The organism is Pedobacter sp. MR22-3 (genome assembly GCF_026240075.1).
Taxonomy (GTDB): Bacteria; Bacteroidota; Bacteroidia; order Sphingobacteriales; family Sphingobacteriaceae; genus Pedobacter.
This window is the reverse complement of record NZ_JAPIVF010000006.1, coordinates 166,054-183,233: the sequence shown is the minus strand read 5'-3', so window position 1 is coordinate 183,233 and position 17,180 is coordinate 166,054. Positions and strand designations below refer to the sequence as shown.

The window sequence follows — 17,180 nt, the reverse complement described above, 5'->3', positions numbered from 1 at the left end:
CTTTTCTGGCCTTTTAAAACAAGGGATTTCTTCTAAAGTACTTTCCGCCCGGAAAGCTGATTGCGTATGTAGATGTGAAATGTGTACTTTTTTGATAATAATCTGTCGTGATAATTTGTGCACCTGACTGGCAGGCCGCTTCAAAATCACTGTAATCGTTTTTTCTGGCCTGCTTCGTATCCGCATCTGCCCTGGTTCTGATGATGTATCCTTTCTTCACCAATTCAGGAATTTGTTTATCCTTCGGGTTATTTCTAATCATCATTGCGGCTTCAGGTGTTCCGGGGTCTGCATTGGCAAACATCACCCGCCCGGTTAAGGAAGCATGGTTAGCGATATAGGTTGACCGCTTTCTTCCGGCAGCATCTAAAACAAACATAAATTTACCTGTTGCCTTGCTCAACAAAGGCCAGTTCTGGTGTAACACAGCCGCTTCTAAAGTTTTGTATTTCCCTCTCACATCTGCAGGTGTAATTACCTTATCAGGACCTAAATTTTCGAGAATAGCCGCATCCAGCTGATCAAAAGTTTTACTTGTAAATACTTCAGGAATAGTAAATCCTTTACTCCTGATGGTATCATCCTTTGCTTCTAAAGTGATAAAAACCGGTGTATGCCCTGGATGTGCCAGCGACCATTTTTTTAATTGCTGTAATGCGGTTTTGAAGGTAAGCGCAGATGACCTGAAATCTAAATCCGGAACATGTAAAACTTTAAAACCAGGTGCATTCATTTCCCCTTGCTGATCAAAAGCTGGCTGACCTTTTACTTGCTCAAAACCTTTTGGATGTGCGTATTTACCGCCCTTTTCATCAGCATACACATCAATCTCTAAGTTTCTTAAACCCAGATCCAACTGTGCCGGCATTGGGATATGTTCGTAATCCAACGCATTGGCCGCAGTAGTATCCTGAGATTTAAACACTTTAAACAATGCCGGATTAATGGCTTGTTTATAACTGTTATGAGAACCGATTACCTGAATCTGATTAATCGGTAAATCTTCTTTTTTAGTCATCAGGCCTATTGCAGGCAACACCATCAATAAACCAACACAGGTAACCAGTCTCATATTTATAAAATTATATATTAATTAATAACCAGGATTTTGTTTCAAATTGGTATTAAGCTTTAGCTCATTTGCAGGAATGGGATAAATCCTCCTGGTGATGTCTTTATTCATAAAAAGCACATCATTCGGGAGCGGATATTCGGTTTCAAATTGTCCGAAACGGATTAAATCGTTCCTTCTCCAGGCTTCCCAGCTAAACTCGCGTGCCCTTTCATCAAGCAAAGTGCTTAAGGTTACATCCGTAGCTGCTGAAGCGCCGGCACGACTTCTTATTTTATTCACCAGTAACAAGGGCGTTTGCAATTCGCCATTTACGGCGGTGACTGTTGCGCCTCTTAAAATAGCCTCTGCCTTCATCAGCATCACATCAGCTAAACGTAAAACCGGCATATCGTTTCCGTTTAAACGGGTAGCCTGAATGGCATTTACATCCGGCCAGTATTTTACAGAACGCACCCCCTTTGCCTGATCGGCCACGGTATTGCCCAAATCCATTGGTTTACCTGGCTTAAGAATTAAATCTGGTGTAATTTCAATTTGGGTAGTGGTACCTGCCACAAAGATTGGTTTTGACAAATCTGGCTTACGGTTGGCATCAGGTGCATATTGTTTACCAATTAACCAGAAGCTATTGCGGATATCATTGGTTAAATTAAACCGTTTGTAGTATTCCGGCGTGGTGCTCATGGAAATACTGAAACCTACATTGATACCATAAGCTGCGGCCAATGCCGGATAGAAACCAAACCGTGTCATCTGGTTGCCCGGAATCTGCTGGTCGTAAGGAATGGCGAAAATGGTTTCGTTTACCTGTGGCCCATTATTGACGTCAAAAATATCACTGTACTTCGCATCAAGTGCATAATTGTTGTTTTTCAAGATTTGATCGGCCATGGTTACGGCATCATTGTATCTTGCCTTTCCGGTATATACTTCTGCATTCAGGTACATTTTTTCCAGTAAGGCATAAACCATTGCCTGCGTTGGCCGGCCATAAACCAACACACGGTTATTATTGTCTTTTACCGGCAATTGTGCCACAACGGCTAAAAGTTCCTTTTCAATAAATTCAAATACCTTTTCACGGCTCTGATTTCCAGGAAGTGTACTCACCGGGAAAGTATCAATAATGGGTATATTCCCGTATAAATCCATCATGAAGTAATAATATAAAGCCCTCATGGCTTTCACTTCAGCTAAACTTGCCGTTTTTGAAGCCGCAGAAACGGCAGATTCATTGGTAAGGTTAATTAAACGGTTGCAATTGTTAATGCCACCGAAACCCCATTGCCAAATGTCGCGAACATTTGGATGATCGATGGTCCAGGTGTGATAATGCAACTGGCGATACTGACCACCGTCATCAAAATTCCCATCACGTGCCGGGAGAATAGCTGCGTCAGTAGAAAGCTCCTGCATCCTCCAGTAAGGCACACCATACTGAGAGGATAAATTAGAATACATGGTACCAAAAAGTGCTGCATAATCAGAATTGGTAACCGGAAAATTATCCTTCACATATTGCGACTCTACATCGACATCTAGTTTGCTGCATGATTCCAGCACCACCAGGCAGGCAAAAATATTAAATAGGATGATAAACTTTTTCATTTTTATAATTTTTAGAATGATGCACTTACACCAAAGCTGAATGTTCTTGTTTTTGGATAATAATTGTTATTGTCTATGCCCGGCGTTAATCCTCCGATGTTAATTTCAGGATCTATTCCAGTGTAATTGGTAATGACAAAAAGATTGTTTGCGGTCACATATAACCTGATGGCTTTAACAGAAGGTGTTTTAGGTTTAATGGTATATCCCACTGTGGCGTTATCCAAACGCAGGTAAGAACCACTTTCCAGGTAACGATCGGAAATGAGGTAGGCATTGATATCGTTAAAAGATTCACCTAAGGTACTGCGTGGGATATTCTGCAATTTTGCATCAGCCGGGTTATTTAAAGACGCTGCTGTAGCATTTAAAATTTTATTCCCCAACACGCCGCGAACAAGGAAATTCAGATCCCAGTTTTTGTAATTGAAGGTATTTGCCCAGCCATAAATTAATTTGGGTTGTGCATCACCGGCTATTTTTGCATCAGTGGTTAAAGGCTGGGTGGCGATGGTTTGTCCGGCTGCATTAATGTAAGTACTTACACCAGCGGCATTTTTACCCGCGTAATTCCATAGGTTAAAGGTACCCAGAGCATAACCTGGCTGAATGAGCTGACTGAAATTTCCGGATTGGCCCTTACCGCCCAACTGTGCTGTTGGTATGGAAGATATTTTATAAAAATCATCTGATAAGGTGACGATTCTGTTTTTATTGGTGGCGAGGTTTGGTGAGGTGGTCCACTTAAAATTGTTTGTTTTAACCGCCACTGCGTTCAATGTTAACTCTACCCCTGTGTTTTTGATTTTACCTGCATTTGCGGTAATGGTAGGTAGAAAAAACTGAGTCGTTGAGACTGAATAATCGTTGTAAATTAAATCCGAAGTTTCCTTGATGTAAAAATCAACCGAACCTGAAATCCGGTCTTTAAACAAGCCAAAATCTAAACCAATATTGGTGGTGGCTGTACTTTCCCATTTTAAATCAGGATTTTCATTTCTCACCGGGCCGATGGCATTACTAACGTTGCCATTGTTTAAAAATTTATTACTTCCAGATGGTGTTCCATAAATAAGTAACGCAGTGAAGGCATCAAAGCCTAAACTGTTACCCGAAACACCATAACCGGCACGCAGTTTTAAATCACTGATTACAGGAACAGCCTTCATAAAGTCTTCGCTGATAATCCTCCATCCTGCAGAAACAGCCGGGAATAATCCCCAACGGTTGTTTCTTCCAAAGCCTGATGAGCCATCATTTCTTAATGAAGCCTGCAACAAATATTTTTCGTTGTAATTGTATTGAACCCTTCCATAGTAAGAAATTAACCTCAAAGTAGAAATTGGAACATTGGCAAAAGTAATCTGCGATAACGTGCTGGGATTGGAAAGAAACAAATTATTATAACGCAAATTATCATTAGAGAAGTTCTGCGTAGTTACGCCAAAACCATCATTGGTTCTGTCTTCCTGCCATGAATAACCACCCAGTAATTTCAGACTGTGTTTTCCAAAAGTTTTATCATAATTAAAATAGCCTTCCAATACCTGACTTTTATTTAAAACATCAAGTTTTATTGCCTGACCATTTACACCCCTGGCCAAACCAGACTGGCTGTTCAGGTAAGTACTAGAATTGTTCTGATCTCTTTGCGATGATACACTTGCTGTAAACTTTAATCCATCGATAATGTTTAGCTGTGCCATTCCATTAATCAGCGTTTTGTTGTTCAGGTTATCAATTTCATTATTATCTACAATAGAGAGCGGATTACGGGTACCACTTCCGGTACGGTTATAATTTTCTTTATAAGTACCGTCGGTACTAAAGGGACTCACCGTTGGCAGATAAAACAGCATGTTAGACAAGGCCTGCGATTGGTAGATATCTGAACTTTTTGAATTGCTATTGGTAATGGTTAAACCGAGTTTCAGCCTGTCATTAAAAAATTTCTGATTCAGGTATCCCCTTACAATTGTCCGCTTTAATGAAGAGTTTTTTAAAATCCCCTGATTGTCCAGGTAATTTACGCTGGCGCCATAATCTGAAGCCTGACCCGAACCACCAATGGAAACATTATGATTTTGAGAATAACCAGTTCTTTCCAATAAGGATTGCCAGTTGGTATCAGAACCATCATCATCAATCGGGTTTAAGGTCTGCTTATTATCTGCCAGATATTTTCTCAATTCTGGCGCAGAAAGCATGTCATATTTTTTGGATACCTTTTCTACCGCAGCGTAGCCATTATAAGAAAGTCTTGCCTGACCATTTTTAGACCTCTTCGTTGTCACGATGATTACGCCGTTTGCTGCTCTTGAGCCATAAATCGCCGTGGAAGAAGCATCTTTCAAGATGTCGATATTTTCGATATCAGATGGGGCCAATAAATCAATTGATGCTCCAGGCACGCCATCTATAACATAAAATGGTTCTAGTGCGGCACCTTCTCTTAATGTAGATGGACCTCGGAGAATGGTAGAAGGCTTGGTATTTGGATCGCCACTTTTGGTTACATTCAGTCCGGCTACCTTTCCTTGTAAAAGTTGTGCCGGATTCACCATTACCCCCTGATTAAATTCTTCAGATTTAATGGAAGTCACTGCCCCGGTCACATCTTTTTTATTTGCCGTGCCGTAACCGATCACCACTACATCTTTCAGGCTCTGGTTATCCGGCATAATGGTTACATTAATCTTGGTTTGATTACCAACATTTACTTCCCTGGTGATGCCGCCAAGCATGGAAAAAACCAGCATATCAGTACTTTTAGCCTGGATATTGTAAAGTCCGTCAGAATTGGTAGATGTGCCTGTGTTACCGCCTTTAATTCTGATGGTAACACCAGGGATGGGTTGATTGGTTTCATCTATAACCTTACCTGTAATCAGTTTATTACTTTGGGAAAAGCTATTTAAGTTGAAAAGTAGCATTAACATTGCAAAACACTGCCACCTCACGGAAAAAAGCAAAGAAATGAATTTGTAATTTGATTTCATGAATGAATGAATAGTTATGATTTGTTGGTTTTTAACCCATCAGACTACCTGAATCAGGTGCTTGTTAGGTGCCACAAAGATGGAATCACAGCATTAGGAATTTGGTTAGTCAGGGTTATATTATTGTTAACATATAGCGCGCTATTTTAACATAATATAAAATTTTGCTCCTTTGTAAATCCTTTTAGCTGATCAAATAGCAGTTTTTTTTAAGGATATAAACCTTTCAAGGTTAGAGGATACGCATAAATGCTTCAAATCCATTATATATGCGATTAATAGTTATTGATAAGATAACATCAACTGCGTAATAAGTTAAAGAGACTTTACGTGCTTTGCGATGATTTAAATAGAATCTGAATATGCAAAATACGTCTTCAAAAATCAGTGCCGATCTTCAGGCCTTCATCAACAAATTTGAGCCTTCTAAATTTAAGGTCATGTCTAAAGGCATAGAAATCCGCGGGATTAACGATATACACCGAAATATTACTCATGCAAAAGAGATTATTGAAATGCTGGAGCTCAACCTTGAGGTTTCTCACAATGCGGAAATGTTAAGTTATAAGGGTTTTGAAGTGAATAACCTTCAGATAACTTTATAAAGCATTACTGCAGACATTACCAAAAAAAATTAGTCGTTCTGCTCGTAAAACCTTTGCTTCTTTCGAGATGTTGTTTGAGTATACAAAGCTAAAATAACAGCAATTTATGATGGAAGAAAATAATCTACAGCAAATCGTCTTTCGTGATAATTTCTAATTGCGTTCTTATTCCTACTTTTTTTAAGATTAATTATATAATATCGTTCTTACTTTTTGCAAAGATGAATTTATTTTGGCTTCAGAATGATTTTGCAGGATTATTATGGTTTTGTCATTGTCCAAATGCCTTTCAATATAAGTAGAATACCCTGGCCAACCTCCGGTATGATATACGATTTTGCCATTTTTTGTTGAATTCCCTACGAACCACCCAAATCCATAATGAGTTTCTTTGCCATCTTTGGTTTTTACAGAATTAAATATGAGTTCTTTATCTTTTGAATCTATCAATTTATCGGTATAAAGTGCTCTGTCCCATTTAAATAAATCCTCTGTTGTAGCGTTTACGGTTCCGTCACCTACGATTCCATCTAGATAATAAGTGTAAAATTCTTTTCCAAAACTATCAGGAAGCACTTTGTATCCTAAGCTATCTGTAACATAACCAAGAGCATAATTCTCTATTTCTTTTGGTTCAAATCTACGTCTATAGATAAACGTATTTCTCATTTTTAATGGTTGAAAGATGTTTTCACTTAAAAATTGTCCAAATGTCTTATCTGATACTTTTTCTATTATCAATGCTAATAAAGTATAACCTGTATCGCTGTACTGGTATTTTTCGCCAGGCTGAAAAATAACTTTTGGCCTGTATTTCGCAAAAACATTTACAATATCCTGATTGGTAGCAAATTTTGTTCTATCCCACTTTTCTTCAAAAATCTCTATATAGTCAGGAAGCCCGCCAGTGTGGTTAAGTAAATTTCTTATGCTGATGTTTCCGTAGAATGCCAGTTCGGGAATATATTTAGAAATTTTGTCGTCATAGTTCAGTTTTCCTTGTTTTTCCAACAAAACAATTCCCATAGCAGTAAATTGTTTGGAAACAGATGCCAACTCAAATATGGTTTGGTTATTATTTTTTTGCTCGGTTTTCTCATTGGCAAAGCCATAACTTTTTTCAAATATGATTTTCCCTTGGTCTGCAATCAGCACATTTCCATTAAACATTTTCTGCTTAAAAAGAGCATTAAATAAGCTGTCAAGTTGCTTATATTTCACTGATTGACCAAATGTGAAATTAAATACCAACAGCCCAATTGTAATCAGTAAAAATGTTCTTCTCATGGTATCTTCTTTAGAATTGCCTTAACGGGGCAGTTATTGCCGAAGGACGGGATATGGTCCCCTCAGTTCAGTAAATATAAAAATTTTTGATAGAAGCACAAAAGTTCAACTTAACACTTCAATCCGTCTTTTGGTTATGTCTCAGTACAGACAGGCAACATTATCCCAAAAGATAGATACTAATCAAAAAATCCCTTCGAGTGCCAACATCACGCCCGCTGTAAGCAACGTATTCAAAAAATTAACCGCATTATTTCCGATCAACCCTTTCCGCTCCAGCAAAGCCCCCAATACAGAATCGGTCATGTTACCTATTGTTCCTGAAAGCACGATAAACAAAACGCTGATGCCCCAACCCCATCCAAGCGCATAAATGCCGGCTATTATGCTACTTCCCAAAATACCGATCAGGGTACCTTCCAGACTGATCACACCATCCTTACCGCAAGTGTCAGGCTTAAAAGAAATAATATTAAAAAATTTTCTTCCGTAAACCATCCCCAGCTCAGAGGAGAGCGTATCTGCTGTTGCGGAGGCAAAAGCAGCAGCCACCGCAGGCAATAACAGATGGGCTAGCTGGGGACACAAAATAACCACCAGACCTGCAAGCCCAGCCGTACCAGCATTGGCCAGCACCTGTAGCATACTGCGGCCTTTTTCGGTTCCCTCACCGCCGTCAAAAACCATTTTCTGATGCTTTTGCCAGGATGTGGCGGCAGAACCCAAGATAAAAAATGTAGTCATCATGGCTAGTCCGGTATAACCGGCAGCACTAAAAATAATAATGGCCAGTAAGGCGCCGGTAAAAGCAGCTGAAACAGTCAGCTTTCTGGCTAGAATACTGTAGGCCATACCGGATACAATGATGATAGGCATCAAGATGCCGCTATTAAACATAGTGCAAATATATCCGAATTTGTATTCAGGCAAAAAACCATAAGCATATTTAAGTCTTAACCAATAAATCGTGATAAACGTTTTGCGTTAATCAAACTTCCAAACCCACTGTTTAAAGCCAGTTAAACCATTAATATTTTTCAATAAAAGTTTGTCTGCGATCAGCCAGTATACTCCCTTATTTTTTTCAGATCAGATTTTTTTACCACAATTTACAGCATTTCGAAACAAAATTATTCGAAACTTTTTTTTGTTTCGGGAAAAATTGTTTCAAGATCTATAAACAATTTTTTCCAGAGACTATTTTTTGTTTCGAAAAAAACGTTTCCAATTACATAAAAATACATATTATGCCTTTTTATCAGAAATAAATTTCAGACAGGCTTAATTGAAATGAAAATTTACGGGATATAAGATCTACAGAAATTTTTATTTGTACACATAATCATACAATTTAAAATTTGTAAATAATAATGCTACAAACGGGATTACAATGGTTTCCTATTCATACCTGATGGCCTGCATTTGATTGACGCTATCACTTCACTTCTGTCTCCCTTTTAATAAATGCCCCTTATTACTCCTTTAAAATTCAGCTTACCGGCACCTGCTTGCCTCTCCTTCATGTAGGGCTCCACCTTTAATGATGATGAAGTGTGCAACCAATAAATTAGGAATCCACGATAACCAGGCTACCATAAGATAAGCGGTACCATAATGGCCGATAATCACAATAAGAACAGGCAACCATATTCTCAGTGTTACAGCAGCAAAACAGGCGGCATAGCTATAGATCATCATATGTTGATGTTTTAAAATTTGTTTTTTCCTGATAGTCAGGTAAGCGATCAAAGTAACACAAAACCAAATGATGGCCAGGCAGCAAAAACCAAGCGAAGCCCAAAATCCCTGGTCTGCAAACAACGCAATATAAAAGCCCGAAAAAGAACTCATTAAAGCGGATACCACATAAATTTTGCCAATAAACTGATGAATACGAGGTTTATTGTGCCTGAGCTTTGCATTAAACTGGAATCCATCCAATTAATAAAGCTACTCCACCAAAAACAATATGGCTATAAAAGGAAAATTGCCAGACCTCACTATGCAGCAGCCAATCTGGCTTGCCACTTAATATTCCTGTTTTCCCATGATTTAATAAATATTTAAGCGGATATAATCCGATCAGAATAGCGAATACAGCGAACAGCAACTGGAAAATCTTTTTTTTCATTTTAATTCATCATTGAAAACCAAACGGGCCATCCATCATCTGCCCGGTATGATGCACAAAAATGCATGATAGTGGCCTTTAAATGGTTCCACTATGTAAGGTGGCACTCATTTCTTGATCAAACTGTGCCTGAAGTTCAATCTTATGTTGTTTTAAATAGGTTGTGGGTGATAATCCCGTTATTTTTTTGAAATTCCTGTTAAAGGATGTTTTAGAATTAAAGCCCACCTCATAAGCCAGTGACAGCAAGGTGAACTTTTGGTTTTCAGGAAAAGCGACAATTGTTTTAAATTCATCAATCCTTAACGCGTTGACATAATCATAAAAATTTTTATGCTCTAATCTATTGATGACCTGAGATAAGCTATTGGAATGAACGTTCAACTGCCTGGCCAGCTCGCTTAAAGATAGTGCTGGATCTTTAAAAAGTTTTTTTTGATCCATGAGTGTTAAAAGCTCCAAGTGTATCTCTGATAAGTGCCCTTCCCCTATTGCAGATTTCTGATATTTAACCGGGAATGTGATCGCTTCATTGTACGGGGAATGAATCTCAATTTTATCGTTAAAGATGCCCGCTTGTTTTATACCAAAATAGCCAATATACAGAATAAAAAGATCAACACAGGTAAAAGTAGTGGTGTCGTTGCCAAAAAGAACAGACAACCAGATTACGCCCATGCCAACCATTAGTTTATTTAACCAGTTTAAATTGATTTTTTCTATATCCGACAGCTGATTGGAAATGGTTTGTTGATGTTCTTTTAATAAAAATAAGGAAAGCACGATATATACCACTCCTGATGGTATAACTGCAAAATGGATGATTTTGAGTATAGTGGTATAACCGGCACCATTATTTTCATAAACCAGAATTTTTTCTGATACGGGCAGCAGAAAAAATGGTGATAAAATCCCATAGATTAAAACAGTTGGAATAAAATGAAAAACACCCGGTAGTGTAGCGATTTTTTTTCCGGTTAATAATGCAGTATACAGATATAAAAAAGGACCGTGAACAGATGGAACCGCAATTTCAAGACCCAATAAATATGGAAATTCAAGAAACTTTCCTGTAGCAAGCAAGTAATAAGTGAGCAGGTGAAATGAAATGAGAAATAACCAACAGGCCAGCACCAAATCTGCTGTAGATTTGCCCCTTTTGGTAAAAAGAAGGATGGAAAGGAAAAAAGAAATAATGATCCCTATGAGATGCCACATGCGCTAACTGCTAAAATATCCGTAAATATAAAGGAAAATGACAACATGTAGAATTCGCTTTGGTATGCTGTTTTTTCCTATTTCAAGGTATTACCAGGATGCTACTCCAAGATTTTGCCCTGGGTTTTATCCTTTAATACACCCACCTATAATACTGGCTGTTCATGAAATAAACTGTTAAAGGTAGCCGAATCTTTTGTAGGGGTACTCTGCATAAATTGCTGTACCACTTCTTTAATTTTAATTTTTTCCTGATGGTGATCTTGAGCAAACGACGGCTTGAACAGTTGAAGTAAAAAGATCATCATAATAATAATTCTCATCGGATTTATTTTTAAAGGTTTATTATTCTATTTTTAAATATACTGGCTGGTTTTTCGATAAAAAACCGATAAAAAACAGCCACCGCCAGACACAGTAGAAAACAGCATAACAGCAACACACCATCAGAAATAACCATATGGTTTTTTTCTACGAACCGTTGTGTGAGGTGTATTACCCCTTTATGCGATAAATAGATAGCATAAGAAAGCATTGCCAGTTGTGAGGTAATAACAGATTTATTTTTCGCCAGGAAAGATGAGCTGGATATAGCCCCTATTAAAATGATGCCGTAACTGATGGCGACTAAAGAGAAGCCCAAAATAGAAGCACTTGCTAAAGTTTGATCTTGGCAAAACCAGAAAGAAAATGAGATAGCGATCATTCCGGTTAACAGTAATAGATTTCCTTTGGTATCAAGCATTTTTTTGAACGGCTTGGAATATTGATATAAATGCCCGATTAAAACACCAATGGCCAATCCATCCAATCGAGTATAGGTGGGATAGTAAATATACTGATACCACTGTTTCCAAAAATCTGGAGAATTAAGGTGAGGTAAGATAATTTCATACCAGGAAAAGGCCCGGATAAAAATGGAAATCAGCAGCAGCAGCATAATGCCTAACTTTAAATAAGAAAATCCTTTGATTCTGATTAAAACGCCTAATGATAAGGGCAACAAAAGATAAAACTGTTCTTCTATACATAGCGACCATGCATGAGAAAAAGTTCCTTTATGTATCACGTCTAATCCATAATTCTGAGTAAAAGTCAAAAATTTCCAGATGGGTGGTAAAGTTTCTTTTTCTCTGAAAACCGGAATGTAGATATATAGCAGCAGGGTAAATAGATAAGGTGGAAGAATCCTGAAGAACCTTTTTAATAGAAAAAGATTCATTTTTATGGCACCAGTTTTTTTAAATTCTTTAAATAATTGATTCGAAATTAAAAATCCGCTTAATACAAAAAACAGGTCTACACCAGTCCACCCTACCGATCCGATGGTATCAATCCATGCAGGATGCTTAAAAGCCCGGTAATGATACGTCAGTACCATTAAAATGGCTAGAGCCCTCAAATGATCCAGTCCATGAAATTTCTTTTCTTCCATTCGTTTCTTTTTCCGGCAAAGATTCTGCTTTTCAAAATGTTTCGGAACAACTGCGTTTATACGCCATGATTTTAAATGCGAATAATCACATGCCCCCTTTAAATGCTAAATGATGTCGTTCGCATGTAAAATCTTGTCATTTGCATTTATCCGGGCATTTAAATGATTTAATCGCTAGTTTTGAAGATGGTGAAAACAGACGCGAACCGTCATTTCAGAAAAGACATTGGCTATCAGATCGTATTCTGGACAGCGCTTTTCGCCTTTGGATTGGCCAAAACATCCGGTGAGTACCAGGAACCCATTGTAAAGGAAATATTTTGTTATGAATTGTGCCACATGATTTTTCAGGTGATTGGTGCCAATTTTATATTTTTTGTATTGATCAGAAAGCTTTTTGATTGCAAAAAATACATGACTTTTTTGGTGTCTTTGCTCTGCAGCCTATATTTACTGGGGGTATTCAATCGTATTTTTGTGATCTACCTGGCGGAACCTTTTTTCATCAATCAACCCAAGGATAGCATGATCGCGATTTTCACAGATCTGAGATACCTGCTGTTTGTTTATATTTTCCCTATCGTAACGGGATCATTCATTTTTATAGCCATCATGTACATGTTGCAGTACCAGTATGAAAAGCAAAATGTGCTACAACTTCAACAAGAAAAATCGGTACTGGAATTGAAGGTTTTAAAAACCCAGCTAAATCCACATTTTTTATTTAATACCCTTAATAATATTTATTCACTCGCCATCCGCAATTCTGAATATACTTCGGCGTCGATCAGCAGGCTTTCTGATATCCTGGATTATATCCTTCATAAAGGACAGAAAAAACTGGTACCCATTGAAGATGAACTTAGCATCATTGATGATTACATTGGCCTGGAAAAACTGAGGTATGATGACCGGCTAAAGATTACAAAAACGGAAAATATCACCCGCAGCAATACCATCCCGCCTTTACTGTATCTTTCTTTGGTAGAAAATGCCTTTAAACATGGTGCAGAAAAAACCAGCAACATTGTAGAAATTGTCATTTCGATAAGCTCCAGCAAGAAACAAAGTATTTTTAAAATAGATAATACCTTTTTTGAAAAAAGGACTGAAACACGGGTCGGAATCGGACTTAAAAACATCAAACAACAACTTGAACTGTATTACCGGCAAAACTACACGTTAACGATAAAGCAGGAGGATAACTGGTTTAAGGTAGAAGTGATAACCCCAGGTAGTGATGATTAATATTATGATTGTGGATGATGAGCCTTTGGCCATTGCACTTTTGGAAGACCATATCTCTAAAATTGATGGTTTAAAATTGTTGGCTACAGCTAAAAATGCTATGGAGGCATATCAGGTATTGCAACACCAAACCATCGATTTAATGTTTTTGGATATTCAGATGCCTGATTTAAATGGCATAGATTTTTTAAAATCGCTGAATAAAAAACCTAAAACGGTATTAACCACTGCATATCGGGAATATGCCATTGATGGATTTGAATTGGAAGCAGTGGATTATTTATTAAAGCCCATTACATTTAACCGTTTTTTTAAAGCAGTAGACCGGGTTTTGAGACATAATAACAAAGAAATCGATCAAGATTTTATTATCCTGAAAGCAGAAGGATTTAACCGAAAGATCATACTGGGTGATATCATATACATGGAAAGCAACGGCAATGACATTAAAGTAATGCTGGGTAAGGAGTTGATTGCTGTTCCAAAGATGACGATTAATGAACTCTCCACCCGTTTGCGCCATAAAGGATTTTTAAGAATTCACCGTTCATTCCTCATTAATACCAGTTGGATAAACGCCGTCAATAATGATGCAATTTTATTATCCGGATTTAAAATTCCGGTTGGACGAAGCTATAAAAAGGAATTTGATGATGTGCTTAAAAAATTCTATGCAAAACGATTGTTTTAAGTTTTAAAGGGAATGGCTAACATTGTCAATTAAATATTAATAGAAATCATAATTTCAATATGAGTAATCATGCCGTGGGTGTAGACGGATGCAAATTCGGTTGGGTGGCAGCCAGCTATGCTGAAGAAACCATAAAGTGCTTTAGCAACATTACCGAAGTGTGGTCATACTTTGGAAAGTATGGTGATTTTCTGATCGACATGCCATTAGGTTTGCCCAGTGCGAAAAACCCACACCGTACCTGTGAGCAGGAAGCCAGAGCAATCTTACCAAAAGAAAGAAAATCCAGTCTGTTTCCGGTGCCCTGTCGCGAAGCATTTGCAGCAGAAAGCTACAGTGAAGCGAATGAAATCAATAAAAATATTTTAGGCAAGGGACTATCAAAGCAAAGCTGGTTCATTATGCCGAAGATGAAAGAAGTGGATGACTTGCTGACTGGCAATCATGCAGCGAGAGTACGTTTTAAAGAAGCACACCCGGAAGTTTCCTTTCAGTTGCTGAATCAGGGTAAACCTTTAAGGGCCGGCAAGAAAACCACAGCAGGCATAGCGGAAAGGCTGGCGATCCTGCAGCAATGGGACTCCCGCACAGAGAACCTTTATCAATCGGCTATTCAGTTGTTTACAAAAAAAGCCCTTGCCCCGGATGACATCCTGGATGCTTTGTGCTTATCAGCCATGCAATCCGTGATTCAGCAAAATGAAAAATCAGGACAGCTGCATACCTTTCCTGAAAAACCATTTAAAGATGCCTGTGGCATAAAAATGGCGATTCATTATGGGGTTCTAATGTAAAACCTGAAACCAATACCGCGTACACTTTCAATCTGGATGTTTGGATCATCAGCCAGATATTTACGTAGCCTGCTGATGAACACATCCATACTGCGCCCGTTGAAGAAATCAGATTCCTTCCATAAATAGTTCAGGATATCATTCCTCTTAATCAATTCGTTTTGATGTTTACTCAAATAATGCAGCAACTGGCTTTCTTTTTCAGTAAGCAGCGTTTCAGAAAAAGCGGAGGTTAAACGCATATTCGGCAAATCGAACTGGTAAACTCCCAGTTGAATCATGGCATCCGTATCTTTCGGTAATTTGTTTGTTCTCTTTAATATATTTCTGATTCTTAGAATAAGTTCATCGGCATCAAAGGGTTTTAAAATATAATCGTCAGCGCCCAACTCCAGGCCCCTCACAATATCTTCCTTCATTTTCCGGGCAGTTACAAACAGAAAGGGCAGATCAGGGTAGTTCTTGCTGAGTTTTTCCACCAGCTGAAATCCATCCTCCCCTGGCATCATGACATCAATGATCAGAATATCATAATGTTTTTCGCGCAATGCGGCCCTTGCTTCAATGCCGTTAAATACCTGATCGGCCTGGAAATGATTTAAATTCAGATACTGCTTCAGCAGGTGGCCAAGGTCAATATCGTCTTCAACAATCAAAATGTGCGCATTCATAGGGGTAAATGAATTAAAAATGAACTCCCCTTGCCCGCTTTACTTTTTAATTCGAGTTTGGCCTGTATCCGGTCTGCAGCCTGCCTAGCTAAAAACAAACCTAATCCTAAGCCTTTAACCGAATGCCGGTTTTCTTCCGGAACCCGGTAAAATTTATCAAATATATACGCCTGGTGGTCCGCTGTAATGCCCGGGCCCTCATCTGTTACGGCAATGGTATAATATTTACCATTGATAGCGGATTCAAGCTTGATAACAGTTTGTGGGGCACTATATTTTTGAGCATTCTCCACCAGCACATTGAGAATTTTCTCTATAAAAAGCGGACTGCTATGAAGGAGGCATGATCCCGGATCAATATCAACAGCCAGTTGATGAGATTTTAACCTAAGGTCATGCACATAGTTTTCTAAAAAAGTATGCATGTCTAATGGTTCAAGCTGAACAGGGATTTCAGATAACATGGCACCTTCCAGCACACTGTCTACAATGTGCTGAATTTTCAGATATTGCCGGTTTAAAGATTGTAACAGATCATCCTGCAATACCTTATTTGCTTTTACATCATCGCGGCCCATGCTTTTTAAAATCAAACTCACAGAACTGAGCGGCGTTTTAAGTTCATGCGTAATATTATTGGCAAAATCAGTTTTGATATCGGCAATTTTCTTTTGCCTGATCATCGCACTAAATACCATATACAAAAGTGAAATGACAGCAATAATTAAGGTTGCCCCCAAAGTAAAGGTGCCTAGCATCTGGCTAAAAACGGCTTTTTTCCAGTCTGACACACTAATGTAATTTGAGGTTCTGACAATCAGTTTTAAATTTTGACTATAGTTTATTTGTTTCTCGCGCATGTTTTTGTTAACCACACTAACTGTTTCATTATGGTTTAACAATAAGGTATTGGCATCATTAAATTTATTTCCGAAAAGCATAACCGGTACATCCGTTGAGGAAAGTAAGGTATCCAGAACACCGCCCTTTTCGATGATGATCTCTTCGTACTGCGACTTATATTGAATGTTTCTCAGATCTTTACGATGTTGAAGATTTTGATAGATGTAGCCGTTTAGTTGTTGATACCATACATGATTACTGTCTTTCAATGATTGAAAAACAACCTTTTTGTTTAGTTTATCTTGCTCATATGCATGTATGATAACCTGTTTTAAATTCTCCTGTAATTTATCCTCAAGTGAATCAACCACAGCAGCATTCATTAGCTGAGTGGTCCTTTTCTTTACTTCTGTATAATATTTCTCCTTCGTAAGCTCATAAGTATTATGGATCAGGTAATATTGTATTGATGACAACGTGCCAATGATTAATAATGATAGTATCATCAGCATCCTGATTGTAAATTTCTTTTCCATTGTTTAACAAAAATAGTTTTATCCTCATAATTAAAGTGA

At 38.0% G+C, this 17,180-nt stretch carries 16 protein-coding genes; 4 read left to right on the top strand and 12 right to left on the bottom strand.

The features are described 5' to 3' along the window. Positions 1 to 13: 13 nt before the first annotated feature. The 3 genes from OQ267_RS16005 to OQ267_RS15995 are packed head-to-tail and all read right to left on the bottom strand — an operon-like array spanning position 14 to position 5,616. Positions 14 to 1,072 carry a phosphatidylinositol-specific phospholipase C1-like protein gene (locus OQ267_RS16005; protein ID WP_088300605.1) on the bottom strand — a complete coding sequence of 353 codons (1,059 nt, stop codon included), beginning with the start codon at positions 1,070 to 1,072 and terminating at the stop codon, positions 14 to 16. Between the two features lie 21 nt (positions 1,073 to 1,093). Continuing rightward, positions 1,094 to 2,683: a RagB/SusD family nutrient uptake outer membrane protein gene (locus OQ267_RS16000; RefSeq protein WP_265836846.1), complete on the bottom strand. Its 1,590-nt coding sequence runs from the start codon at positions 2,681 to 2,683 to the stop codon at positions 1,094 to 1,096. Positions 2,684 to 2,694: 11 nt separating this feature from the next. After that, positions 2,695 to 5,616, bottom strand: a complete 2,922-nt coding sequence (locus tag OQ267_RS15995; protein ID WP_265836844.1) for a SusC/RagA family TonB-linked outer membrane protein — start codon at positions 5,614 to 5,616, stop codon at positions 2,695 to 2,697. 428 nt (positions 5,617 to 6,044) lie between these two features. Between OQ267_RS15995 and OQ267_RS15990 the strand changes: the two genes are divergently transcribed. Then, positions 6,045 to 6,287 carry a hypothetical protein gene (locus OQ267_RS15990; RefSeq protein WP_088300608.1) on the top strand — a complete coding sequence of 81 codons (243 nt, stop codon included), beginning with the start codon at positions 6,045 to 6,047 and terminating at the stop codon, positions 6,285 to 6,287. A 186-nt stretch (positions 6,288 to 6,473) separates the two neighbouring features. Here the strand turns inward: OQ267_RS15990 and OQ267_RS15985 are convergent, their stop codons facing one another. From OQ267_RS15985 to OQ267_RS15955, 7 genes are all read right to left on the bottom strand, one after another. Continuing rightward, positions 6,474 to 7,574 carry a serine hydrolase domain-containing protein gene (locus OQ267_RS15985; protein ID WP_088301470.1) on the bottom strand — a complete coding sequence of 367 codons (1,101 nt, stop codon included), beginning with the start codon at positions 7,572 to 7,574 and terminating at the stop codon, positions 6,474 to 6,476. 183 nt (positions 7,575 to 7,757) lie between these two features. Further along, positions 7,758 to 8,450 (bottom strand): DUF92 domain-containing protein, encoded by a 693-nt coding sequence (locus tag OQ267_RS15980; RefSeq protein WP_265836842.1) that lies wholly within the window; start codon positions 8,448 to 8,450, stop codon positions 7,758 to 7,760. Positions 8,451 to 9,068: 618 nt separating this feature from the next. Beyond that, positions 9,069 to 9,515, bottom strand: a complete 447-nt coding sequence (locus OQ267_RS15975) for a DUF2306 domain-containing protein (protein ID WP_265836840.1) — start codon at positions 9,513 to 9,515, stop codon at positions 9,069 to 9,071. Then, complete coding sequence (locus tag OQ267_RS15970; protein WP_265836839.1) at positions 9,496 to 9,705, bottom strand: hypothetical protein; 210 nt, start codon at positions 9,703 to 9,705, stop codon at positions 9,496 to 9,498. The genes OQ267_RS15975 and OQ267_RS15970 overlap by 20 nt, the downstream gene beginning before the upstream one ends. 78 nt (positions 9,706 to 9,783) lie before the next feature. After that, complete coding sequence (locus OQ267_RS15965; RefSeq protein WP_265836838.1) at positions 9,784 to 10,923, bottom strand: AraC family transcriptional regulator; 1,140 nt, start codon at positions 10,921 to 10,923, stop codon at positions 9,784 to 9,786. A 146-nt stretch (positions 10,924 to 11,069) separates the two neighbouring features. Then, a complete protein-coding gene (locus OQ267_RS15960) occupies positions 11,070 to 11,246 on the bottom strand; it encodes a hypothetical protein (protein WP_265836836.1) in 177 nt (58 codons plus the stop codon). Positions 11,247 to 11,257: 11 nt separating this feature from the next. Continuing rightward, on the bottom strand, positions 11,258 to 12,358 hold the full coding sequence (locus OQ267_RS15955; RefSeq protein WP_265836835.1) for an acyltransferase family protein: 1,101 nt from the start codon (positions 12,356 to 12,358) through the stop codon (positions 11,258 to 11,260). A 186-nt stretch (positions 12,359 to 12,544) separates the two neighbouring features. On the opposite strand from OQ267_RS15955, the gene OQ267_RS15950 reads away from it, so the two are divergent. From OQ267_RS15950 to OQ267_RS15940, 3 genes are read left to right on the top strand one after another with little or no spacing between them, the layout of a single operon-like run. Next, positions 12,545 to 13,606 carry a sensor histidine kinase gene (locus OQ267_RS15950; protein ID WP_265818181.1) on the top strand — a complete coding sequence of 354 codons (1,062 nt, stop codon included), beginning with the start codon at positions 12,545 to 12,547 and terminating at the stop codon, positions 13,604 to 13,606. Then, positions 13,599 to 14,297: a LytR/AlgR family response regulator transcription factor gene (locus OQ267_RS15945; RefSeq protein WP_265836833.1), complete on the top strand. Its 699-nt coding sequence runs from the start codon at positions 13,599 to 13,601 to the stop codon at positions 14,295 to 14,297. The genes OQ267_RS15950 and OQ267_RS15945 overlap by 8 nt, the downstream gene beginning before the upstream one ends. 59 nt (positions 14,298 to 14,356) lie before the next feature. After that, positions 14,357 to 15,091: a DUF429 domain-containing protein gene (locus OQ267_RS15940; protein ID WP_265818183.1), complete on the top strand. Its 735-nt coding sequence runs from the start codon at positions 14,357 to 14,359 to the stop codon at positions 15,089 to 15,091. Here OQ267_RS15940 and OQ267_RS15935 read toward each other — a convergent pair. Continuing rightward, entirely contained in the window at positions 15,073 to 15,762 is a 690-nt protein-coding gene (locus OQ267_RS15935; RefSeq protein WP_265818184.1) for a response regulator transcription factor, read from the bottom strand. The genes OQ267_RS15940 and OQ267_RS15935 overlap by 19 nt on opposite strands. Then, complete coding sequence (locus tag OQ267_RS15930; RefSeq protein WP_265836832.1) at positions 15,759 to 17,141, bottom strand: sensor histidine kinase; 1,383 nt, start codon at positions 17,139 to 17,141, stop codon at positions 15,759 to 15,761. The genes OQ267_RS15935 and OQ267_RS15930 overlap by 4 nt, the downstream gene beginning before the upstream one ends. Positions 17,142 to 17,180 lie beyond the last annotated feature (39 nt).